Source organism: Magnetospirillum sulfuroxidans, assembly GCF_018224925.1.
GTDB classification, from domain to species: Bacteria; Pseudomonadota; Alphaproteobacteria; order Rhodospirillales; family Magnetospirillaceae; genus Magnetospirillum; species Magnetospirillum sulfuroxidans.
Genome location: NZ_JAGTUF010000011.1, coordinates 1 through 19841, shown reverse-complemented (window position 1 = coordinate 19841; position 19841 = coordinate 1). Strand labels below are relative to the sequence as shown.

At 59.8% G+C, this 19841-nt stretch carries 24 protein-coding genes and 1 tRNA gene; 17 read left to right on the top strand and 8 right to left on the bottom strand.

Annotation, left to right across the window (positions count from 1 at the left end; all coding sequences use genetic code 11):
* Positions 1–80: 80 nt before the first annotated feature.
* Positions 81–608 carry a gamma carbonic anhydrase family protein gene (locus KEC16_RS12085; RefSeq protein ID WP_211549229.1) on the bottom strand — a complete coding sequence of 176 codons (528 nt, stop codon included), beginning with the start codon at positions 606–608 and terminating at the stop codon, positions 81–83.
* 10 nt (positions 609–618) lie between these two features.
* Positions 619–1659 (bottom strand): N-acetyl-gamma-glutamyl-phosphate reductase, encoded by a 1041-nt coding sequence (gene argC, locus KEC16_RS12080; protein WP_211549227.1) that lies wholly within the window; start codon positions 1657–1659, stop codon positions 619–621.
* A gap of 262 nt (positions 1660–1921) precedes the next feature.
* On the opposite strand from argC, the gene KEC16_RS12075 reads away from it, so the two are divergent.
* The 5 genes from KEC16_RS12075 (at position 1922) to KEC16_RS12055 (ending at position 6302) form a co-directional block, all read left to right on the top strand.
* Positions 1922–2623: a pirin family protein gene (locus tag KEC16_RS12075; protein WP_211549225.1), complete on the top strand. Its 702-nt coding sequence runs from the start codon at positions 1922–1924 to the stop codon at positions 2621–2623.
* A gap of 106 nt (positions 2624–2729) precedes the next feature.
* Positions 2730–2814 (top strand) — tRNA-Leu (locus KEC16_RS12070).
* Positions 2815–3041: 227 nt separating this feature from the next.
* Positions 3042–3368, top strand: a complete 327-nt coding sequence (locus tag KEC16_RS12065; RefSeq protein WP_211549223.1) for a DUF3768 domain-containing protein — start codon at positions 3042–3044, stop codon at positions 3366–3368.
* A 15-nt stretch (positions 3369–3383) separates the two neighbouring features.
* Entirely contained in the window at positions 3384–4439 is a 1056-nt protein-coding gene (locus KEC16_RS12060; protein WP_211549221.1) for a hypothetical protein, read from the top strand.
* 162 nt (positions 4440–4601) lie between these two features.
* Positions 4602–6302, top strand: coding sequence for a hypothetical protein (locus KEC16_RS12055; RefSeq protein WP_211549219.1), 1701 nt, complete (start codon positions 4602–4604; stop codon positions 6300–6302).
* Positions 6303–6311: 9 nt separating this feature from the next.
* Here KEC16_RS12055 and KEC16_RS12050 read toward each other — a convergent pair whose 3' ends face one another.
* On the bottom strand, positions 6312–7097 hold the full coding sequence (locus KEC16_RS12050) for a hypothetical protein (RefSeq protein WP_211549217.1): 786 nt from the start codon (positions 7095–7097) through the stop codon (positions 6312–6314).
* Between the two features lie 164 nt (positions 7098–7261).
* Here KEC16_RS12050 and KEC16_RS12045 point away from each other — a divergent pair, with 164 nt between their 5' ends.
* From KEC16_RS12045 to KEC16_RS12005, 9 genes are all read left to right on the top strand, one after another.
* Positions 7262–8890, top strand: coding sequence for an MASE1 domain-containing protein (locus KEC16_RS12045; protein ID WP_211549215.1), 1629 nt, complete (start codon positions 7262–7264; stop codon positions 8888–8890).
* Entirely contained in the window at positions 8887–9498 is a 612-nt protein-coding gene (locus KEC16_RS12040; RefSeq protein WP_211549213.1) for a response regulator transcription factor, read from the top strand. Before KEC16_RS12045 ends, KEC16_RS12040 begins: the two co-directional genes overlap by 4 nt.
* A 63-nt stretch (positions 9499–9561) precedes the next feature.
* On the top strand, positions 9562–10419 hold the full coding sequence (locus KEC16_RS12035) for a restriction endonuclease (RefSeq protein ID WP_211549211.1): 858 nt from the start codon (positions 9562–9564) through the stop codon (positions 10417–10419).
* Between the two features lie 138 nt (positions 10420–10557).
* The gene (locus KEC16_RS12030; protein WP_211549208.1) at positions 10558–11703 is read left to right on the top strand and encodes a hypothetical protein; all 1146 of its coding nucleotides are present in this window, start codon (positions 10558–10560) and stop codon (positions 11701–11703) included.
* Between the two features lie 11 nt (positions 11704–11714).
* On the top strand, positions 11715–12044 hold the full coding sequence (locus KEC16_RS12025) for a hypothetical protein (protein ID WP_211549206.1): 330 nt from the start codon (positions 11715–11717) through the stop codon (positions 12042–12044).
* Positions 12035–13426 carry a hypothetical protein gene (locus tag KEC16_RS12020; RefSeq protein WP_211549204.1) on the top strand — a complete coding sequence of 464 codons (1392 nt, stop codon included), beginning with the start codon at positions 12035–12037 and terminating at the stop codon, positions 13424–13426. The genes KEC16_RS12025 and KEC16_RS12020 overlap by 10 nt, the downstream gene beginning before the upstream one ends.
* 71 nt (positions 13427–13497) lie before the next feature.
* Positions 13498–13839 carry a hypothetical protein gene (locus KEC16_RS12015; protein ID WP_211549202.1) on the top strand — a complete coding sequence of 114 codons (342 nt, stop codon included), beginning with the start codon at positions 13498–13500 and terminating at the stop codon, positions 13837–13839.
* Entirely contained in the window at positions 13836–14447 is a 612-nt protein-coding gene (locus KEC16_RS12010) for a 6-pyruvoyl trahydropterin synthase family protein (protein ID WP_211549200.1), read from the top strand. The genes KEC16_RS12015 and KEC16_RS12010 overlap by 4 nt, the downstream gene beginning before the upstream one ends.
* A 20-nt stretch (positions 14448–14467) precedes the next feature.
* On the top strand, positions 14468–15229 hold the full coding sequence (locus KEC16_RS12005) for a hypothetical protein (RefSeq protein ID WP_211549199.1): 762 nt from the start codon (positions 14468–14470) through the stop codon (positions 15227–15229).
* On the opposite strand, the gene KEC16_RS12000 is transcribed toward KEC16_RS12005, so the two are convergent.
* The 4 genes from KEC16_RS12000 to KEC16_RS11985 form a co-directional block, all read right to left on the bottom strand.
* Positions 15226–15681 carry a hypothetical protein gene (locus KEC16_RS12000; protein ID WP_211549197.1) on the bottom strand — a complete coding sequence of 152 codons (456 nt, stop codon included), beginning with the start codon at positions 15679–15681 and terminating at the stop codon, positions 15226–15228. The genes KEC16_RS12005 and KEC16_RS12000 overlap by 4 nt on opposite strands.
* Positions 15678–16154, bottom strand: a complete 477-nt coding sequence (locus KEC16_RS11995) for a hypothetical protein (RefSeq protein WP_211549195.1) — start codon at positions 16152–16154, stop codon at positions 15678–15680. The genes KEC16_RS12000 and KEC16_RS11995 overlap by 4 nt, the downstream gene beginning before the upstream one ends.
* A gap of 14 nt (positions 16155–16168) precedes the next feature.
* Positions 16169–16438: a hypothetical protein gene (locus KEC16_RS11990; protein ID WP_211549193.1), complete on the bottom strand. Its 270-nt coding sequence runs from the start codon at positions 16436–16438 to the stop codon at positions 16169–16171.
* Between the two features lie 101 nt (positions 16439–16539).
* Positions 16540–17172 (bottom strand): response regulator transcription factor, encoded by a 633-nt coding sequence (locus tag KEC16_RS11985; protein ID WP_211549191.1) that lies wholly within the window; start codon positions 17170–17172, stop codon positions 16540–16542.
* Between the two features lie 332 nt (positions 17173–17504).
* On the opposite strand from KEC16_RS11985, the gene KEC16_RS11980 reads away from it, so the two are divergent.
* From KEC16_RS11980 to KEC16_RS11970, 3 genes are read left to right on the top strand one after another with little or no spacing between them, the layout of a single operon-like run.
* On the top strand, positions 17505–18077 hold the full coding sequence (locus KEC16_RS11980) for a tyrosine-type recombinase/integrase (protein ID WP_211549189.1): 573 nt from the start codon (positions 17505–17507) through the stop codon (positions 18075–18077).
* 56 nt (positions 18078–18133) lie between these two features.
* A complete protein-coding gene (locus KEC16_RS11975) occupies positions 18134–18880 on the top strand; it encodes a hypothetical protein (RefSeq protein WP_211549187.1) in 747 nt (248 codons plus the stop codon).
* The gene (locus KEC16_RS11970) at positions 18880–19338 is read left to right on the top strand and encodes a hypothetical protein (RefSeq protein WP_211549185.1); all 459 of its coding nucleotides are present in this window, start codon (positions 18880–18882) and stop codon (positions 19336–19338) included. Before KEC16_RS11975 ends, KEC16_RS11970 begins: the two co-directional genes overlap by 1 nt.
* Positions 19339–19359: 21 nt before the next feature.
* Here the strand turns inward: KEC16_RS11970 and KEC16_RS11965 are convergent, their stop codons facing one another.
* Positions 19360–19728 (bottom strand): RES family NAD+ phosphorylase, encoded by a 369-nt coding sequence (locus KEC16_RS11965; protein WP_211549183.1) that lies wholly within the window; start codon positions 19726–19728, stop codon positions 19360–19362.
* Positions 19729–19841: the final 113 nt, after the last annotated feature.

Sequence of the window (19841 nt, the reverse complement as noted above, 5' to 3'; positions counted from 1 at the left end):
CGGGCGTCAGGGCCGATTCTGGCCGATCCCGCCACTGTTTACCGAAAGCCTTGCCTTTCGGTAAACGCCGGGCCTTCATTCTACGAGCCTAGACTTTGGCGATAGGTATCGGCCAAGGTCTTGTAATTCGCCGCTGACTTGGGGAAGAAGGCGATCTCTTCATCTTTCAGTTGGCGCATCGGCTTGGCCGGATTGCCGGCCCACAATTCGCCGGCCTTGACCCGCTTGCCCGGCGTCACCACCGCGCCGGCGGCCACCATCGCCCCGGATTCGACGACGACGCCGTCCAGAACCACCGCGCCCATGCCGACGAAGCAGCCATCTTCCAAGGTGCAGGCGTGCAGCACCGCACCGTGGCCGATGGTGATGTCGGAACCGATATAGGTGCCCAGCTTGCCCCCGGTGACGTGGACGATGGTGCCGTCTTGGATGTTGGTGCGTTCGCCGATGCGGATCTCATGAACGTCGCCGCGGATGACGCAGCCGAACCAGACGCTGGTCCCGGCGCCGATGACCACGTCACCGATCACCGTGGCGTTGGGGGCGATGAAGCAGGCGTCGTCGATGGTCGGGGCGGCGCCCTTGAACGGCAGGATCAGACCGGACATGAAAAACTCCTTACGGGAACAGCGGCTGTTGGTTGGTGCCGGTGGTTTCGGCCAGGCCGAACATCAGGTTCATGTTCTGAACCGCCTGGCCCGAGGCGCCCTTGACCAAATTATCAATGACCGAGCAGATGATCGCGCGCCCCGGCAGACGGTCGTCAAAGGCGTTGATAAAACAGTAATTGGACCCGCGCACATGCCGGGTTTGCGGCGCGACCCCAGCGGCCAGCACCTTGACGAACGGCTCGTCCCCATAGACCTGGGTCCAGGCGGCGCGCAGGTCGGCGGCCTTGGCGCCAGCGGCCAGCCGGACATTGATGGTCGACAGCATGCCCCGGCTCATGGGGATCAGGTGCGGGGTGAAGCTGACGACAACGTCCTTGCGCGCGGCTTCGGACAATTCCTGTTCGATTTCCGGGGCGTGGCGATGGCTGGCGATGCCATAGGCATGCAAGCCTTCGGTGACCTCGCAATAAAGGATGTTTTCCTTGGCGGCGCGTCCGGCGCCCGAGGTGCCTGACTTGGCGTCGATGATGATATCGTCGGCTTCGATCAGCCCGGCCTTGAGCAGCGGCACCAGCGGGATTTGCACGCTGGTCGGGTAACAACCGGGATTGGCGACCAGCCGGGCCGTGGCGATGGCGGCGCGCTTCAACTCGGTCAGGCCATAAACCGCTTGGGTTTGCAGCGCCGGCGCCTTGTGCGGGTGACCATACCAGGTGTTATAAGCGTCCAGGTCGTACAGCCGGAAATCGGCCGACAAATCGACGATCTTCACATGGGCGGGCAGGGCGGCGATCACCTCTTGGGTGGTGCCGTGCGGCAGGGCGCAGAATACCGCGTCGATGCCGGCGAAGTCCACCTGATCGATGCTGACCAGACGCGGCAGATCAAGGGCGGCGCATTGCGGAAACACCGAGGCCATTTCCTGGCCGGCCTTGCGGTCGGCGGTCAGCGCGGTCATGCGGAAGCTGGGATGGTTCGCCAGCATGCGGACCAATTCGGCCCCGGTATAACCGCTGGCCCCCAAAATCGCGACTTTGACCTCGCTCATGACCAATCCTTTCCGTTCAAGCCCAGGGGCTTTAATTATCTGTAGCGCGGACGATAGCAGGGGGAAAGAGGAGCGGCAACTACAGCAGGGCATCAGCCATGTGAGGCGGTGCGCGTGTCCGTCCTTGGCGTCGTTCGCCGCCGCCGCAGATGCATCGTTCCATAAATGACAACGATATGTCCTGGTTTCGCTGAATTGCCGGAAAAATCGCGAGATGCCACACTCTTGGACAAGGCAATCAGCTTGCACAGGAGATATGGATATGTTGATCGCACGACCGTCGGCGGAACGAGGCAAGGCCAATTTCGGCTGGCTCGACAGCCGGCACAGCTTTTCCTTCGGCGAATATTTCGACCCTGCTTATATGGGATTCGCCTCGTTGCGGGTCATCAACGAGGATTGGGTGGCGCCGGGCACGGGCTTTGACACCCATCCCCACCGCGACATGGAAATCGTCACCTACGTGTTGGAAGGCGCGTTGGAGCACCAGGATTCACTGGGCAGCCGCTCGGTGATCCGTCCGGGCGAGGTCCAGCGCATGACCGCCGGCACGGGTATCCGGCATAGCGAATACAATGCTTCGGACCGCGAGCAGGTGCATCTGCTGCAAATCTGGATTTTGCCGGATCGCAAAGGGCTGGAGCCGGGTTACGAACAAAAGCCGGTGAAGGTGGCGGAGCAGCCGGGCCGCCTGCATGTCATCGCTTCCCCCGATGGCCGCGACGGCGCGGTAAGCATCCATCAGAACGCGGTGATCCATGCCGGAATTCTTCCCGTCGGCAGCGCGGTCGCATTCGCTCTGGCCCCGGATCGGGGCGCCTGGGTTCAGGTGGCACGGGGCGCGGTGACCGTCAACGGCCTGCGTCTGGAAGCCGGCGACGGCTTGGCCGCCAGGGATGAGGAGGTCTTGAACATCCATGGCGACGCCGATGCGGAAATCCTGGTCTTCGATCTCGGGCTGTGACCACGCCGGTGTTATCCGCGTCTCGGCCCGATAAACCGAGACGCGGGTCGGCATCAATATTGACAGGCGAAGGCGCAACCGAAAGAATGCCGACCTCTGCCGGTGCGGGGACGTGGAGAAATTGGTAAACTCTGGCGACTTAAAATCGCCCGGCCTCGGCCTTGCGGGTTCAAGTCCCGCCGTCCCCACCAATACACAGTCGGCCAAACTGTGTACGTTTTGCCCCAAAACACGGACCAACAACGCTTGCGCAGCCCTGCCGTGCTCGCACGCTGCTCGTCGCCGTATGTCCAGCACCCAGGGTACTGGCAGGGCGAGCGCACAGCTCGTAGACGCCCCGCGCGTTCCGCCGCTATAGCAGCAGCACCGGGCGCAAAGCCCAATCCCGGAAACGTGCCCGCGCAACAGCGAGGGCCGCATGGACCGGACGGAACGTATCGCCGCACTCAACGACCAGCTTCGCCGTGACCACAGTTACGGCAAGGTGGTCATCACCAGGGGCATCCAGGCCCTCGGCCATCAAGCCATCCTGGATGTGCTCACTGCCGTCGCAGCGTTTTCCGATTTTACCCCCGACAACGATCCCTATGCCGAGCACGATTGCGCGGTAATGAATGTTGGCGGCCACCGCATCATCTGGAAGATCGACTATTACGACACCGACCTGAACTTCGCCTCGGATGATCCGGCCAATTCAGCAGTGACTATTCGAGTGCTGACGATCATACTAGCCGACGAATATTGAGGCGGCGAGTGACCAATGATCAAAGATCGACCAAAGGGACTGTTGGCCCGTCCGGAATACAGCCATATCCCTCCTCTCCCGCTAGCAGTAAGCCTCGAGACTGTGCCCGAACTCGTTCGTGCCAGTTTGGGGCCGCTGGGAGGCATTCAACCCGTTACAAAGGCCATGTCTGATGCGGCGGCAGGCCCATTGTTCGACCTCCCATCTCCTGGGGAGGTCGAGCTTTTCCGCAGGGCCGGAACGAAGTTCCAGATGGTACAGGTCGTCCTGAGTTTGGCGGGCTTTACTGTCGAAGGCGAGGCATCGCACGCCATTCCCTATTCCCTTTCACTTATTCCGGCTTCCAAGCGAGGAAAAGTTGAGGCTTTACCCATCGATTATGTTGAAAAAATAGATCTTGAGGCGATTTTGGGAAAATCCCTCCCTTTTTATGGAGGGTATGATCCCTTCTTGGGCACATGGGGATTTTACGCCTCTACCAAGACGTTTGGTGGTGCCCTGCCAAGCAGGTTCATTGATGAGCTTGGCCTCGTGGTGGCCGCATATTTCCTCGCAACCGAGTATGACTGTGAAGATATATTGAATCCGTCGATTGGCTTTACGGACCCTGACATGGAGAAAAGATACAATAAGAATCATCGCAAAACATTTTTCAAACCGTTCAAAAAATTAGAGGCCAGGAGGGTTTGGGGGAGTCAGTCGCCGATAGAGTTATTCCTTTTTCAGTCGCTCATTTTACGCGGCCTGCGCCCAACACCGCAGGTTTGGTTCTGTGATGGCGGGGCTGTTTATGCCTCGCTTCATCATATGTGGCGGGATGTTGAATTTCGCCATGTTTCGGGGGCGATCACGGAGGCCGATTTGTATTTTCCGGACCAGAGGGTGGCAATTTTTTGCGATTCAATCCGGCACCATCGAGGCTCTAAAAAACTCAATAAGGACACCTCAATCAACGAGCGTCTCCGGGCAATCGATGTCGAGCCTATCCGCGTGCCTGGTAACTTGATCGTGCATGATATCGACGCTGCTACGGACATGGTGTGTCAGGCTTTGAAGCGTAAGGGGGCTTGAAAGTGAGCCATCCTTTTGTCGCCAATCTCAACTTCTGCCCATTAAGAGAAAAAGGATATATTTCAACGCCCTGAAACCGGACTTACTCGAAGTAAGCTCGTTGCCTGACCGCGATTTCCGGGGCAAAGATCGGCCATCGGTTTATCTCGCAAGGGGGCTTCGATGGACGGCGGTGCGGTCACGGTGGGTTTCGAGGATGCGCTGAAGGAGGCCGAGGGCGTTGTCATCGCCTTCAATACGGCGGCAGGTGACGAGGAGAATTCCCAGAAGGCCAAGAACGCGGCTTTGTATGCCGCCCTCGACAGGGCCTTTCAGTTTCACCGGACATGGCACGGCAGCCCCGAATTCGGGAAATTGCTGGAACAGCGGAAGGTCAACGCCAAGCCGCGCGGCAAGAACGCCAGCCCTTACATTCCCACCATCAAGGCGTTCTTCGACGCCAATCTCGACAGCTTCGATCCCGCCGATGAGGCCGGAAAGGCTGACAAGGCGCGACGGCAGAAGACCGTCAGCACCTACAGCAAGGTGCTGGAATTCGCTGCCTCGTCCGAGGACGGGTCCAAGGATGTCGTCGCCTTCATCGCCAAACACGGCGGGGTCGAGGCCACCAAAGCCGAATGGAACGGCCTTCAGAAAAAGACCGACGAAGCCCAGGCCAAAGCCCAGGAGGCCGAGCGCACCAAGCAGCAGAACCTTGGTGCCGGGCTTGCCGCGCTGAAGGCAACGATGGCGAAGACGTTGCCGCAGGATGTCGCCAGGAAAGGCGGCACCGCACTTGCCGCCCTGTATTTCGACGATGCTGGCGTTGCCCATCTCCTCGGCTTTCCGCCCGTCACCGACGGAAGCAAGGCGCTGCTTGAGAAGTTCCTGTTGGATGCCGCTCCCGAGAAGAAGACGAGCACCGGCAAGGAGCAAACGACGGTGCCGGTTGGGGAACACGGCTTGGACAAGCTGCTGAAGCTGCTCGCGGTCGGCAAGGTGGCGCATGCCAACGACGCCAACGTGAAACTCATCAACGGCAATGAGCGCTGCGAGCTATGGTCATCCCACGGCAGCGCGCAAACCTGCATGGTCCACGCCGTGCTGTCTCGCCAGGACTACCTGCACGAGGGCACCTATTGGTTCGGGGCCAAGGCCATCAAGGCCATGCAGCACCTTGCCAAGCTAGGTGCGCACGGGGCCAAGTTCACCATCACCGGCCCCATGGCGATGGACGGCAAGATCGCGGTGGTGAAGGTGACCGTCACTGGGCATGAGGATGCGGTTAAAGCCTATAACCAGAAGGCGGGCGTGGTGTCGTGGGACTGGTTTGACGCCATTCCCGATGGTGATGGGCGCTGCCGCACCTCCAGCCCCGATGGTTCCTCCACTACCATCGCCTTCCGCTCAGCCACCGAGAAATTGGCGGTGGCGAAGCCTGTTGATGAATGGAAGGCGGAAGTGCCTGTCGCGGGCGACTTCGCCGCATGGCTGGAACGGACATTGGCGATCAGCAAGAAGGATGCGAACGCCAAACTGGTCAAGGCCGTGTTTGGTGGAACCGGAGGCAAGCTGACCAAGTTCCGGATCGGCGCCAAGGAATGGGTGCTGATGGCCGGGCACGAGGATATGGACGCCCATCCCTTTGATCCGGCGATTGCCTTCGACGGCGGCCCATTGGAGTTCACCGAAGGCCGGGGCGATTTGTTGGCCGCCAAGAAGGCCGTCACCGGATTGGTCGGCGGCGGCACCCCCACCATCACCCTGATCGACAAATTCATGCGTGTTCGGTGCGAGGCGGATGGCCGCGTCGCCGAAGTGTTCATCCCTTCCTTCACCTCGGATGGGCATCGCTATGCAGGCCATACCGAGTTCCTGACGTAGGGCCGGATATCACAGAACGAAGGTCAGCATCCGGTCATAAAGCGGTGTCTTGCGATAGAGCTTGGGCTGCCGCCAGTCGTCATTGGCGGCGGCCTCCTTGCGCTCCATCAGGCCAAACCAACGCAAATAGCGCAGCACCCGAGACTCGAACGCCCAGACCGGCCTGTCGGGCATTTCGGACTTCAACGCCTCCTCGCTGGGCAAGGTGACGCTACGCATCAGGGCATCGGCGGGGCGCCAATCGTCCGCGAACTGACCGATCAGATAGAGGATCAAGGACATTTGCCAACCGAAGAATTCTTCGAGGCCGTTGCGGTCCAGATAGGCGGGATTGAACCGGGTATAGGTGGTGCGGAACAAATGCACCTGAAGCGTCCCGGCGGCATCGTCGGCAAGCATCGCCTTGCCCTTCTTGGTCAGCTTCAGGAACCCCTTCTCGGTGCGCGCCAATCCGCCCAGCTTGAGGACGATATGCAGGTAATGCAGCGGGGTGAAATCCGGCTCATTGACGACCTTGTTCATCCCCCAAATGCGCGCCGGGTCGTAATCGACCCACTGGAAACGGTCCACCAGGGATACGACCAGTTTGCGGTTGAGATTGCCCTTGGCTGTCAGCTTGGCCCCGGCTCCCTCCAATTCCGCCATCAGCATGCGGGCGTTCGGCACCACGCTGCTCGCCAGAAGCTCGGCCAGCGGCACCGTCTGGTCCAGGCGTACGGGACCGGTGCCGTCCCATTCGTCATGGATCAGCGCATTGGCTTGCTGTTCGGTGAAGGTGACGATGCCGGTGGACACGATTTCCCTCTTTCGGTTGGCGACGACAGTACCGGGCCAGTATGCCGTCATCAATCGGAGGATATGGCTGCTGTCTTTGCCGAGGTGCCCGCCCCATGACAGACAGACTTGAAGCATGTAAGTTCACAGACAGGGGTTTGGCGGGAAAGTCATAGAGGTCGTTCATGGTGCCGCCGTCGAACCGCGATGGGCTGCGCAAGGCAGTTATTATTGCGCTTTACCCCGTTATCTGGGTTCTGGCCCATAAGGCGGCGGTGGCGATGAATGTTGGTCCCGGCGTCAGCGTTTGGTATCCGCCCGCTGGACTGACCTTCGCCTTTCTCCTTCGCTTTCCAAAGTTTTGGCCGCTGGCCTATGCGGGCATCGGCACTGTGGTCCTGCTTGGCCCCTATGCCGTCACCACGCCTGGCGCTTGGCTGTCCTGGCTGATCCCGCCAACCGGCTATGTGGTTGGTGTTGCGCTGCTGCGGCGCTGGCTTGGCGGGCCGTTGGACCTCAGCCGTCAGGCCCATATCCACCGTTTCATCGCCGCATCACTGGCAACGCCCGCCACTGTCGCGGCTATCAATGTCCTCAACTTCTGTGTCGATGGCGCGATCCCGTGGTCGGAATACGGGCCGCTGGCCGCTCGCTTCTTCATTGGTGACGCGCTGGGCATTGTCACCCTCGCGCCAACCCTGTTGCTGCTGAACCGTCCATGGCGCTCCCATTTCCGGCAAAAGGATGGGCGTGTCCTGTTCCTCGGCCTGCTGGCGACCGCCTTGATCCTCTATCTGGAAGTGGCGGAACTGCTGCTGGGCCATGACCAGGGCCGCTTCTCCTATTTCGTCATGCTGCCGGTGGCGTGGAATGCGGTGGCCTTCGGCGTGTTGGGTGCGGCCTTGTCCACCTTGCTCGCCAATGTGTCGATCACTGCGGCCAGCCTGTTGCGGCCCGACCAAGCCATCCTGGCCGGTGCGCCCTATTTCATGCTGTCCATCGGCTATCTCAGCCTGATCATCGCCGGGGCGGTGGAGGATCGCGAAGGGGCATTGCGCAAGCTGCGCAAGCAGGAAACGGCCTTGGATAAGGCATACCGCCACTTTACCACGCACGAAACGGCCTTGGATAAGGCATACCGCCACTTTACCACGCACGAAACGGCATCCAAGCTGGCGCACGAGATCAGGCAGCCCCTGGCCTCGGCCTCCACCTATGCCCAGGCGCTGCACACCATGGCGGAACGCGGCAACGTCGATCCGGCGGAACTGCCGGAAATCACCGGGCGGCTGGAGCGCGAGGTACAGCGGGTGCGCGAGATCATCGCCACCAACCAGGCGCAGTTCGACCAAGCCACCGGCAGGCGTGAAGTACTGCCGCTGGCGGCGGTGATGGGCGATGTGGTGCCGCTGCTGCGCCAGATTTGCGACGACAGCGGCGTCTCGACCCAATTCGAGTTGGACGGATGCACGGCCAAAATCTTGGGCGATCGCGCCACCCTTCAGCAATTGGCGGTCAATCTGGTCCGCAATGCCTGCGAAGCCATGGCAGCCACGTCACCGCGAACCTTGGTGGTCGGGCTGAATGAAGAGAACGGCAAGGCGGTGTTGCGCGTGCGGGACAGCGGCCTCGGCTTCGCGGAAGAGACCTTGCGCAGCGGCCACGCCCTGTTCGCCTCGGCCAAGCCGGGCGGCAGCGGCTTTGGCCTGCCCATTGCCCGCGCCATCCTGACCGCCCATGGCGGCGATCTGGAGATCGCCAACAACGACGATGGCGGCGCCTGCGTCACCTGCTGGTTGCCGGTGGCGTCATGACCGAAGCGCCCTTTGTCGTGGCTGTCGTCGATGACGATGCCAGCTTCCGCGAGGCCATTGTCTGGCTGCTGCGGACCAACGGCTATGACGCCCGCCCTTATGGTGATGCCGACAATTTCATCGCCCAGCACGACATCCGCGCCATCGGCTGCGCCCTGGTCGATCTGCGCTTGGGCGAGGATTGCGGCATCGAGGTCTTCCGGCGCTCACGCGCGCACGGCCATGACATGCCGGTGATCATGATTTCCGGCCACGGCGACATTCCCACCGCCGTCAAGGCGGTGCAGCAAGGGGCGATGGGCTTCATCGAGAAGCCCATCGACAATGCCAAGCTGTTGGTTGATGTCGCCAGCGCCTGCGCTCATCATCGTGATTTCTGCGCCCGCTATGGTAGGGCGGTCGAGGCGATGCGGCTTTACGACCTGCTGACCGCGCGTGAGCGGGAGGTGTTCTGGCTGTTGGTCAATGGCAAGGCGACCAAGGAAGTCGCCGCCGACCTCGGCATCAACCTCAAGACGGCGGAAGTACATCGCAGTGCCGTTCTGAAGAAAATGCGCGCAAATAGCGTTGCAGAAATTATTTGTAAATCGATGGCTCTGCATAAATAGTGTATGTAGAGAATGTTTTGCTTATGTAGTTTGACGTCAAGCTGCTTCGGGGGGGGGCGGAAGATGACTGAAGTTTTATCATATAAATATGCCACCGAATACCGCTTTAGTTATGATGACGCTTTTCGCGAAGAGAGAGGTCTGGCGGCGCTAGATAGCGAAACAGGTGCAAGTTTGTGCAAATATTGCTGTGGAAAAATGCATGCGGCCTTTCGTAGCAAGCCTAAAAAATCAGTAATAGGTCAGCAATACCCAACGAATTATTCCGTTGATGAATGCTTGTCATGCGGTTGGTGGAGGGTTGATGAAAGCACAGGTAGTGATAGCATGGGCTTATTTATAAGCAGAACCGTAGGAGAGCTGCGTCGCTACGACACATCATCTATTTCCATACCGCTCGATGAGTTGAGGTCACACCTAAGATCAAACCCAAAAGATTTGGCATGGGTTAATCCAACTAAGTTCGAGAAATTAATGGCTGCATGCCTTAGAGATGCCTATTCCCCTTGTGAAGTCCGGCATGTTGGAGGGTCGGGGGACGGTGGAGTTGATATCATATTGGTCACATCTTCGTCTGAAAAATATCTTGTTCAGGTGAAGAGAAGAGCTGATTTGAGCAAGAAAGAAGGGGTTTCTGCCGTAAGGGAGCTTAATGGCGTATTGTTTCGGGAAGGGGAGTGCAAAGGAATTGTTATAACAACAGCCAGTGGATTTACGAAATCGGCAAAGAGCGAAACAAATATAAAAACGCCAACAGTTGGTGTATATAAGGTGGATTTATTTGACATTGCTGATGTTGTTAGGCTCCTTGGCCTTGACGCAAGGCCTAACAAAAAGCCATGGGAATTGTTTGTTGACGATGAATCCGCCGGATTTCACTATGATAGTGATGAGGTTGGTCGCTACATCATAAGGACATAATGTGAAGCGACCGATTGTGATGGAAATGGGGGCGCCAAGCCCTGCCATGTCCATTGGGGAACTCCCCCAATATCCGGCCTATCCCGACCGGCATAGCGTGCCCGCCCGAAGCAATTGCCACCAGGGCGGCACGCCACCATGCACACAATCTGGATATTGTCGCTGGAACCCATCGAGACGCGCTATACGGCGCAGTGGTTCGCGGGCGTTCCCCGGCAGATCGCCGCTTATGCCGAGGCCCAGGGGATCGCGGTGCGGGTTCACATGGACCCGGCGGGTTTCGGCCAGGAAGCCATCAACAGCGGTGGGCTCAACATCGTCAACGTGCCGGGTGATGGCGGCACACAGCGGGCCAGCACCGGGGCGTTCCTCAACTTCGCCACCACCAATCTGTGGAAGAACCAGCAGGTCAACCGCTTCATCGGCATGATCGAGGCGGGCTTGGTTCGCGATGGCGACAAGGTTCTGGTCACGGATGCGTGGCACCCCGGCATCCTGCAACTCGCCTATATGCGGAACTTACTTGATGTAAGTTGGGACATTTCGGCGATCTGGCATGCGGGCTCCTATGACCCGTGGGACTTCCTGGGGCGTAGTATCGCTGACAAAAGGTGGTCCTACGCCGCCGAGCGGGCGCTGTTCTGGGCCATCGACCGCAATTTCTTCACCACCTCGTTCCATTGGGGACTGTTCTCCCGCGTCCTCAAGATCGACGACGACGAGATGGGCGACCATGCAGCCTATAGCGGCTATCCCAACGAATATCTGTGGGACGAATTGCCGCCGCACCGCCTGCCGCCCGAGCAACGCGCCAATCTGATCCTGTTCCCCCATCGGCAGGCCCCGGAAAAGCAGCTCGACATCTTCAAGGACTTGGCAGCCACCCTGCCGCAATACGACTGGGTTGTGTGCCAGGAACAAGGCCTGACGAAGCCGCAATACCATGCGCTGCTGGGGCAGGCGAAAATGTCGTTCAGCGCCGCGCTGCAAGAGACGTTGGGCATTGCCCAGGCCGAGGCCACCATCGCCGGGGCCATGCCGTTGTCGCTTCGGCGGCTGGCCTATAACGAGCAGTACAGCGCGCCGTTCCTGTACCCCAGCGACTGGACGGCCAATTGGGAAGCCTATCGAGCCAACAAGGACTTCCTGGTCTCCTATATCCGCACGCTGATGGATGATTGCGCCACGCCCCGGATGCAGGCGGAAATCGCCCGGCAGGAGCAGGCGCTGAAAGCGCGCTATCTCACCGCCACGCCCCTTTACCAGCATCTGGTGGGGGCATGATGGCGCGGCGCATGATCTATGTGACCTTCCGCAAGCGCGGCCTGCACCGCTATGCCGGTGCCCCCGCCGAGGTCGATTATCTGGCCCACACCCACCGCCACACCTTCTGGTTCAAGGTGTCCATCGAGGTGCGCCACAACGACCGCGACATCGAATTCCACCTTTTCCAGGACTGGCTGGAATCGCTGTACGACGCCCACACCCTCGGCCTCGACGGGCGTAGCTGCGAGATGATGGCCGAGGAACTCTATGCGCGGATCGCCGAACGCTACCCAGGGCGCGGGGTGGAAATCGATATCAGCGAAGACGGCGAAAACGGAGCGGTGTTGTCATGGCCGTAGAGATCGATCCCAGCCTGGATTACCGGCATTGGCGCAAGGACCATGTGTCGGTGTTCCCGGCCATTCACAGCAGTTTCATTAATTATTCCGCACGGCCTGACGTGATTGCCGGGCTGAGGGAGGCGGGGTTCTCTTCGTTCGATGCCATCAATTACCTCAGCGAGGGCGGGCTGTTCCGTTATGACGCGGCCCTGTTCAGCGGTGGCGGCGCCGAACTGGATATCCAGAAGTCCAAGGCCATCAATCCCTCTATCTGGAATCGCCGCCCCGATACGGTGTTGATGAGCGATAGCGGCGGCTTCCAGGTCGCCACCGGGATATTGGCTCCGAAGCAATATTACGAGATGCGCGAGAAGATCACGTCCTGGCAGGAGGCGATCAGCGATATCGCCATCGCCATGGACGTTCCCACCGGCAGCATCGGCAACCGCAAGGCCATCTGCATCGACAGCTTCGATGAATGCCTGACGCTGACCAAGGACAACTTCGATTGGCAGGTGCAAAACCGTAACCCCAAGGCGGCGCGCATGCTCAACGTCGTGCAGGGACTTCGGGCCGAAGGCCACGAGGGCGCGCTGCGCTGGTATGACGAGATCAAGGGCTATTGCGACCGCAGCAAATGGGGTGACAACGCCTTTGACGGTTGGTCGTTCGGCGGCTTCGCCGCTCAGAACACCGCCACGGCCCTGCGGGTGATCGCGCGGATGCTCCAGGACGGATTGCTGGGTAAGGACGGCAATCACCGCTGGATACACATCCTTGGCGTCGCGGCGGAAAAACGGGTTGCCTCGTTCACCTTGATCCAACGGGCATTGCGCCGGGTGCTCGATGATGATGGCTTCACGGTGAGCTGCGATGCCTCCAGTGCTGGGCTCATGGTCGGCACCAAGCAGATGTATTACGCCGATGGCCCCGAGGGCGTCGCCCAACGCAAGGTGCTGAATGCCCGCTGGTTCCAGCCCACCTGTGGTCGGGACTGCGACGAACATTTTGATCCGGACGCCAAGGAATGTGTCGTTTGCGCCTTTGACCGTCAGCTCGACTTCATGCGGGCCATGGGAACCTGTTGCCTCGCCGAACATCTTTCCTTCGAGGCCTATACGAACTTGGTCACGCTGAGCGAAACCAAGATCAGGGACGCGCTGAAGGAAGCCGAAGAGAAGGATTTGGAGGTCGATCCCAACCTCTATCACCTCTACGGCACCCTCAAGCCCGAGGGCTATGCGCTGTTCACCTTCATCAGCCAGGAAATGTTCCTGCGCAAGGTCTACGGCCAGTCCGCCAAGATCGTCGAGGCGAAGGCCGATCTGGTGGACAAGCTGGCGGCGGCGCTCAAAAGCGAAACGCCGGATAGCGATCTGGCGAAGATCAAGCTGCCGTAACGCCAATCCCCCGCTTCTTGCGAAGCCGCTAGGGCGGCATTCCCCCCCCCCCCTTTATAGAGGTGCTGAATATGTTGAAGATGCCGAAAGGCAAACAGCCAACAAAGCGCGAATTCGTGGAAATTCAGCGGGCGTTGGTCGCCGATCCGACTTCAAAGTTCTCTCGTGAGATAGTGGCCCCCTATGGCGAGACGGTCGAGACCAACGACGTTTTGCGGGTCGTGGACGCATGGTGCGTCAAGAACGGAGAGCCGATCCCGAGCTGCTGCGTGGGAAATGATCTCACCGGGACTGTGACATCGGTCTTTTGGGAAAGCGTGGACCGTTATGGTCTGCGCCTGCCGGGAGAGACTGACGCCCAAGTTCTTGAGCGTATCCGCGACGAAAACAAATCCTTCAACGACAAACTATGATCATCCGTAAGCTGTTCCGGTTCGAGAACGCCCATGTGGTGCGCAACTGCTCGACCCGCCGTTGCGCCCTCAGCCTGCACGGCCACAGCTACCGGGTGGAATTGCTGCTGACCGCCGCACGGCTGGACAATGCCGGGATGATCCTGGATTTTGGCCTGCTCAAGGGCGCGATCAAGGAACTGATCGATTCCTGGGACCATGCCGCCTGCTTCTGGGATCGTGATGACCCGGAGTACATCGCCTTCATCCAGCGGCACAGCGAGCGGTGGGTGTCCATGCCGGTGAACCCCAGCGCGGAACAGCTCAGCCGTGTGTTCTTCGTTCTGGTCGATACCGTGCTGGCCGTGACCAAGTTCGGGAATGGCGAGCAGGGCGTGACCTTGGATAGCGTCATCGTCCACGAAACCGACACGGGCTATGCGCAATGCTGGCGTGCCGACGCCTTCGATCCCGAAATGGGTGGCCCCATCGCGCTGGACCAGATCGTATTCAGCGATGCTATCCGCGAAGAATGGAGCGATCCGTGCCAGTGGACCAAGATCGTGAAGGCGGTCCAAGATAAAACACGCCCATTCCGCAACCCACTGCCCCCGCAGCAAGTGCCATGAAGGCACGCATCATCTCCTACATGGGCGACACCGGGGCGCTTCAGCAAAAGCGCCTCGCGTGGCACAACCGCCAACTCGATTGGCTGTTGGAACGCGGGCTTGATGTCCTGGTGTTCGACCAGGGCTACCAAAGCAACTGGTATCGCGCCGATCCACGCATCACCTATGCCCGGTATAAGGGGCCGCTCCTGCGTCCTGGCCCGGCACGCAATCCGCTGCTGGAGGACTTTTACGCCAGCGACGAAACCTGGACCGTCATGGCCGACAACGATTCCGTCCTGATCGACGAAATGGACGGCCACACGATCTTCGGCGCGCTGCCGCAAATCGCCGACAACATCTACATTTTCAGCCCGATCAACGGGGCCATTCGGGGATATCCCTGGAAGGCCAAGCCCGATTTCTTCGCCGACTTCCTGGTGTTCGAGCGTCTCGTTGACCTCAAGGGCAGCTTCTGGTTTCTCCGCAAGCCATCGCAGCCGATTTGGTTCAATGACATGCAGATCGGCGAGGACGACGATTTCGCGTATCAGTTCGTCCAGCAAGGGCTGGGTGCGTTCCAATGCCACAACATCGCCTTGCGCGAGTTCGCCGCCTACGAAGGCTCGTCCACATTATATGACATGGAAACCCGCAAGGCGGTTCACGCCAAGGCCAAGGCGCATTTCGCGCAGACCTATCCCGGCATGCGCTACGAGAACGGACGTCTCAACAAGCACGAGTTTATTGCCCGGTTCTGGCAGGGCGCACGCGGGCACACCATCGACAAGGGCTCCCTTTAGTCGCCGTGCGCCTGGGCGCACCTCTTAGCTTCTTCGGCCAGAATATCGCTGCGCCGAGAGGCCATGCCGGGGAGGTTGATCACAGCGGCCTTATAGACCTGGAACGCCTCGCAGTCGGCCTGGTAAACGACCTCATTGCACTTGCGAATTGCGACCGGGTCGCCATCGTTGTACTCGCGAATGAGATTGACGATCTGCTTGTCGTGCCGATCGGCCATGTCCCGGAACTGGAACTGCGCCCAGGTGTCCGTCTCGGCATCGATCTTCATGTTGACGTCGCGGCTATAAAGATAACGGTCGAGCGCCGCGATCAGTTGCTGATAGATCGGATTAAGTGCCATCCGGATTTCTTCGCATTCGCCGTTGGTCGCGTGGGCGCTTCGGAAGGGGCAGATCGCGGCGGCGATGAGGCCTGCCGCGATTGCTAGACGAAGTGCCCCTTTCTTGTTCATTTCTCAAGGCTCAGGCCGTGCGATCGGTATATCGCGGCCTTGTCAGCCCTGAGCCCACGCTCGCAGTCATCCACGGCACGCCGCGAATTGCTGACTTGGCCCTGAACCCAATTCCCATCAGCACCCCATTCCCGTCCCATTCGGGCCTGTTGCGTCGCCGATAGCGCCCCATAGTTCTCGCGGGTCATCAGGGCGTCTTCGTACTGTCGGTTGGCGGCAGCGCATCGGGACTGTACGAGTTCGCTAAATTCCTTTTTAGCGGCAATTTCCGCCTGTTCCTGTCGCTCATCGTGGCCGCGCCAAATGAAAGCCGAGAATGCAAAAAGTGCAAACAGGGCTGCAATGACCAAAAAGAACTTCGACGGGGTTTCTACGTCAGGATCAGGGTTCCTGATAAATATCGATGCCAGAAAAAAGGCTAATGCGAACATGGATGCGAAGATGATAGAGACAAGAAGGAGTAGAGACAGCATGGAGCCCTCGGCAATCAGTAGCCACAGCGGCGATTACAAGATTCCAGTTCCCGGTAGCATTGCTGCGCCTTGTCCGGGCTATACGCCTGCCGCTGGCAAGCGTTGTAGCTAGCTTGGCAGCGATCGATACACTGGAGAGTGTTCGGGCCAGCCTGGGCCGTTTGGATGTATTCCTGGATCGCCTGCCAGTCATGCACCCGGTCGGGCTGAGAGGTCTGGCTTTCGGCGGCATGGGCGGCCCCCAAGAACATAGTGGCGGCCAAGATCATCATGATCTTCTTCATTCTGTCCCCCTGATAGTGAGTGGTCTCTTACAGCGATGCGCACGCGTGCGCTGACAGAGGTACTGTGTACCTCTGAGCAGGGGTGTCGTAATTGTGGCTAACTACGGATTGACGAGCGGTGGCCGAGGCAGGAAATGGGCCGCCCTATTCAGGTCCCCGACGCTGCCCGCACTCATTTTCTCGAAAACGCGCGCCCTGTGGGTTTCAGCCGTCCGAATGCTGATGCCCAATGTCGTGCCGATTTCCTTGTTGGTCAGGCCATCGGTGATGGCCCAGAACACCTGCCGCTCCCGGTTGGTCAACTGCCCATAGCCTTTCAGGGCATTGATCGCCCGGCCATGCTGGCGGCATTGCTGCTGGTGCGCCGTGCAGGCCGCTTCCACAGTGGCGAGCAGCTTGTCGTTGTCCACGGGCTTTTCGATGAAACCCGCCGCGCCAAGCTTCACGGCCTTTACAGCCGTGGGAATGTCGCCGTGCCCTGAGATCATCAACACGGGCGCATCAAGGCCGCGCTGCCGAGCTTCAACCAGCGTGTCGATACCGCAAGAATCGTCCAGGCGCAGATCAAGCAGCACACAGCCAATAGCCACCGGATCGTGACCGGCGAGGAAGGATGGGGCGTCGCCATAGCTGCGCACCCCATAGCCGTTGGCCTTGAGCAGCCAGCCAATCGCGTCCCGGAAACCGGCATCATCATCCACAACGGCGACGACGAAGGGTGGTTCTTGCTGCATCTCGATCTTCTGTGGCCCATCGCATCCGGCTTGACCGGGCACGAATATGTACTTCTGTGCGTTTCATTAGGTTTTTCTGGCCCAGAGGCGCGGCAGCCAACGCGAGGCGCTGTCCCGCAGAAAAAGCGCGCGAGACGTTCTGGAAAGAACTCATGCGGTATCGCCTTGGAATTCATTGCTGATCTCCCGGCTTTGTCTTATTTACAAACGCACATTTTCTTATATTTTGGCTACATCGTTGAAATAACGCACGGATCAACGCCGTTGCGACTTTGGGCAATCGGCGCTTATAACGTTTTGTGCGTCCGCGTTGATTTCTCAAGGTTTCAGCTATGAAGCAGGCCAAGGTTTTGAGCGAGAGCGAGCTGAAGCGCGTGCTGGCCATCATCGCCAGCAGGAAGCACGCGGCCCGCAACCGCGCTGCCCTCATGCTCAGTTTCTATGCCGGGATGCGCGTGGGCGAGATCGCCGCCCTGACCGTCAAGGACGTGCTGACCGGCGACGGCCAGGTCAAGGATCAAATCCTGCTACGTGGAGCCATCACCAAGACCGGCGAGGCACGGGCGGTGTTCGTGGGCGACAAGCTGCGCAAGGAACTGGAACGCTATGTGGTCGCGCTGAAGGTGGCCCAGCGCCCCGGCGACACCCCGTTCCTGCTGACGCAAAAGCAAACGGCATTCTCGCCCAATACCCTGTGCCAGTTGTTCACCAACCTCTATGGAGCGGCGGGCATCGACGGGGCCAGCAGCCACAGCGGGCGACGTTGGTTCATCACCCGGCTCGCCCACAGCGGCGTCTCGGCCAAGGTGATCATGACGCTGGCCGGGCACCGGCACCTCAGCACCACGCAACGCTATATTGAGGTCAACGACGCCATGATGCGGGCGGCGGTGGAAATCCTCTGAATGGGCGCGCCGCTAAATACCGTGGTCATTAACACTGCGGATATTGAGGCACTCCCATGAACACCATCACTGACAACCCCACGGCGGCGGCACGCCGTTTTCTCCACGTCTGGACCACCATGCTGGGCCTCACGGATCGGCCCGACCGTCCCCGCGTCGAGCAACTGGTCAAGGACGCATACCGTGAGGCGGGACTGCCGCATCCCCGGCACATCATCTGGTGCGCTTCGCCCTTGACCATGGCGTGGGCACGGTCGGTCTTCCCGCTGGTGGCCGATGACCCGGTGGGGCCAAACGTGACGGACCAGCTTGTCCATGGGCCAATGCAGCGGGCACGCACTGCCGCCCGCGTGGGAAAGGGCGAATTGGCGATGCTATGCGGAGATTTGGAGCGCGGTGTGTTGGCCGCGACCAAGCCACGGGAACAAGCCCTGTGGGATGCGTTGGCGTGCGACGATCTGCCGTTCCCCGATCAGCCATCCTGGATCAAGGGCAGCGTGGCCGGAACGGTCACACTGCACACGCCCTGCAAGGCTGCCGAGGTTATGGCTGCTTCGCCGCGTTATCAGGGCATCGGTGACGCCGTGCCGGGGGCAGCGACGCCAGGAACCATCGCGCTGTCGTTCTTGCGCCGCCGCATTGGACTGATGGCCGAGACCGAAGGCGTTGCCCCGCTGCTTGATCTGCTGACGGAGACCCACATGCTGATCGCCCACGCGAATGTCTGCTACATCAGCGAACCGCCGGTGCTGATCGACGAGCAGGGCGCATATTACGTCGATGGCTGGGAATTGGCCTGCTGATGGCCGTCCTCTACCTTGATATCGACGGCCCGTTGCTGCGCAGTGCCGTGCCCGGCGCGGTGTGGAACGCGGGATGGGAAATCGCCCCGCACGCGGAGACGTTCCTGCGCTGGGCCATTGACCGCCACACACCGTTCTGGCTGACCACACGTGACCGCTCGGGATCACATGCCGGGATCGTTAGGGCGTTCCGCGAATGCTCCAATTGGGATGACGCGCTGGAGCCGCTATTACTGCGGATAACGCCCTTGCGGTGGGACACGTCCAAGGCTGCCGCCATCAGCATGCAGGCCGATTTCTATTGGATCGACGATGATCCAGGCCCATTCGACCTCATGCTGCTGGAACGGCAAGGGCGGCGTGACCGCTGGATCGAGGCCAACACGGATGTATTTCCCGATGCCCTGCTGGCGGTCATGGCCGTTATCGACGTGCTGACCGAACCTTGTCTCGGTTAAGCCATGCACGAGATGTTTTGTCTACGTGATTTTCCGATGCTTCTGGCGCTCCATAGAGAACCACCTATTACCAGCCTCCTTGAAGGCCACTTCGACCGCAGTAACTTCATACGGCGCGCAGTTGATTGGAGCGGCATCCTCAATGGTAAAAAGAGCGATATTATAGCCCGTTTCACCAAACTGGCTTCGATAGATGATCGCATCATAGCCAGCATTTCTGAATAGCTCTGCCAGGATTTGCGTTGGAGCATACTCCGCCGCATCATCGGAGCGCGTGACGGGGCTGGAAAATGCATTGTCTATATCGATCCAAACGGCTTTTTCCTTGGTGTCGGAATCTACAGCAGCATCGTCAAGAAGCTGGTCGAACGTAAGGTGGCCGATAGACATCTGGCCGTGTCCAAGCGAGAGGTTTACCGCCTTTAGCAGGGTGCGGAAAAAGGCGTGTTCGCGCCCCCTTTCCCCGTCGGTCCGAAGCGTTCAGCGGCGTCGACGAGGGTTAC

Coding starts and splice junctions, on each gene's coding strand:
- KEC16_RS11985 (WP_211549191.1), bottom strand. CDS start 17,172: ATGCAGCAAGAACCACCCTTCGTCGTCGCCGTTGTGGATGATGATGCC.
- KEC16_RS12000 (WP_211549197.1), bottom strand. CDS start 15,681: ATGAACAAGAAAGGGGCACTTCGTCTAGCAATCGCGGCAGGCCTCATC.
- KEC16_RS11970 (WP_211549185.1), top strand. CDS start 18,880: ATGGCCGTCCTCTACCTTGATATCGACGGCCCGTTGCTGCGCAGTGCC.
- KEC16_RS12005 (WP_211549199.1), top strand. CDS start 14,468: ATGGGCGACACCGGGGCGCTTCAGCAAAAGCGCCTCGCGTGGCACAAC.
- KEC16_RS11965 (WP_211549183.1), bottom strand. CDS start 19,728: ATGTCTATCGGCCACCTTACGTTCGACCAGCTTCTTGACGATGCTGCT.
- KEC16_RS12055 (WP_211549219.1), top strand. CDS start 4,602: ATGGACGGCGGTGCGGTCACGGTGGGTTTCGAGGATGCGCTGAAGGAG.
- KEC16_RS11995 (WP_211549195.1), bottom strand. CDS start 16,154: ATGCTGTCTCTACTCCTTCTTGTCTCTATCATCTTCGCATCCATGTTC.
- KEC16_RS12015 (WP_211549202.1), top strand. CDS start 13,498: ATGTTGAAGATGCCGAAAGGCAAACAGCCAACAAAGCGCGAATTCGTG.
- KEC16_RS12040 (WP_211549213.1), top strand. CDS start 8,887: ATGACCGAAGCGCCCTTTGTCGTGGCTGTCGTCGATGACGATGCCAGC.
- KEC16_RS12075 (WP_211549225.1), top strand. CDS start 1,922: ATGTTGATCGCACGACCGTCGGCGGAACGAGGCAAGGCCAATTTCGGC.
- KEC16_RS12010 (WP_211549200.1), top strand. CDS start 13,836: ATGATCATCCGTAAGCTGTTCCGGTTCGAGAACGCCCATGTGGTGCGC.
- KEC16_RS12085 (WP_211549229.1), bottom strand. CDS start 608: ATGTCCGGTCTGATCCTGCCGTTCAAGGGCGCCGCCCCGACCATCGAC.
- KEC16_RS11990 (WP_211549193.1), bottom strand. CDS start 16,438: ATGAAGAAGATCATGATGATCTTGGCCGCCACTATGTTCTTGGGGGCC.
- KEC16_RS12025 (WP_211549206.1), top strand. CDS start 11,715: ATGATCTATGTGACCTTCCGCAAGCGCGGCCTGCACCGCTATGCCGGT.
- KEC16_RS11980 (WP_211549189.1), top strand. CDS start 17,505: ATGAAGCAGGCCAAGGTTTTGAGCGAGAGCGAGCTGAAGCGCGTGCTG.
- KEC16_RS12060 (WP_211549221.1), top strand. CDS start 3,384: ATGATCAAAGATCGACCAAAGGGACTGTTGGCCCGTCCGGAATACAGC.
- KEC16_RS12035 (WP_211549211.1), top strand. CDS start 9,562: ATGACTGAAGTTTTATCATATAAATATGCCACCGAATACCGCTTTAGT.
- KEC16_RS12030 (WP_211549208.1), top strand. CDS start 10,558: ATGCACACAATCTGGATATTGTCGCTGGAACCCATCGAGACGCGCTAT.
- KEC16_RS12020 (WP_211549204.1), top strand. CDS start 12,035: ATGGCCGTAGAGATCGATCCCAGCCTGGATTACCGGCATTGGCGCAAG.
- KEC16_RS12045 (WP_211549215.1), top strand. CDS start 7,262: ATGGTGCCGCCGTCGAACCGCGATGGGCTGCGCAAGGCAGTTATTATT.
- KEC16_RS12065 (WP_211549223.1), top strand. CDS start 3,042: ATGGACCGGACGGAACGTATCGCCGCACTCAACGACCAGCTTCGCCGT.
- argC (WP_211549227.1), bottom strand. CDS start 1,659: ATGAGCGAGGTCAAAGTCGCGATTTTGGGGGCCAGCGGTTATACCGGG.
- KEC16_RS11975 (WP_211549187.1), top strand. CDS start 18,134: ATGAACACCATCACTGACAACCCCACGGCGGCGGCACGCCGTTTTCTC.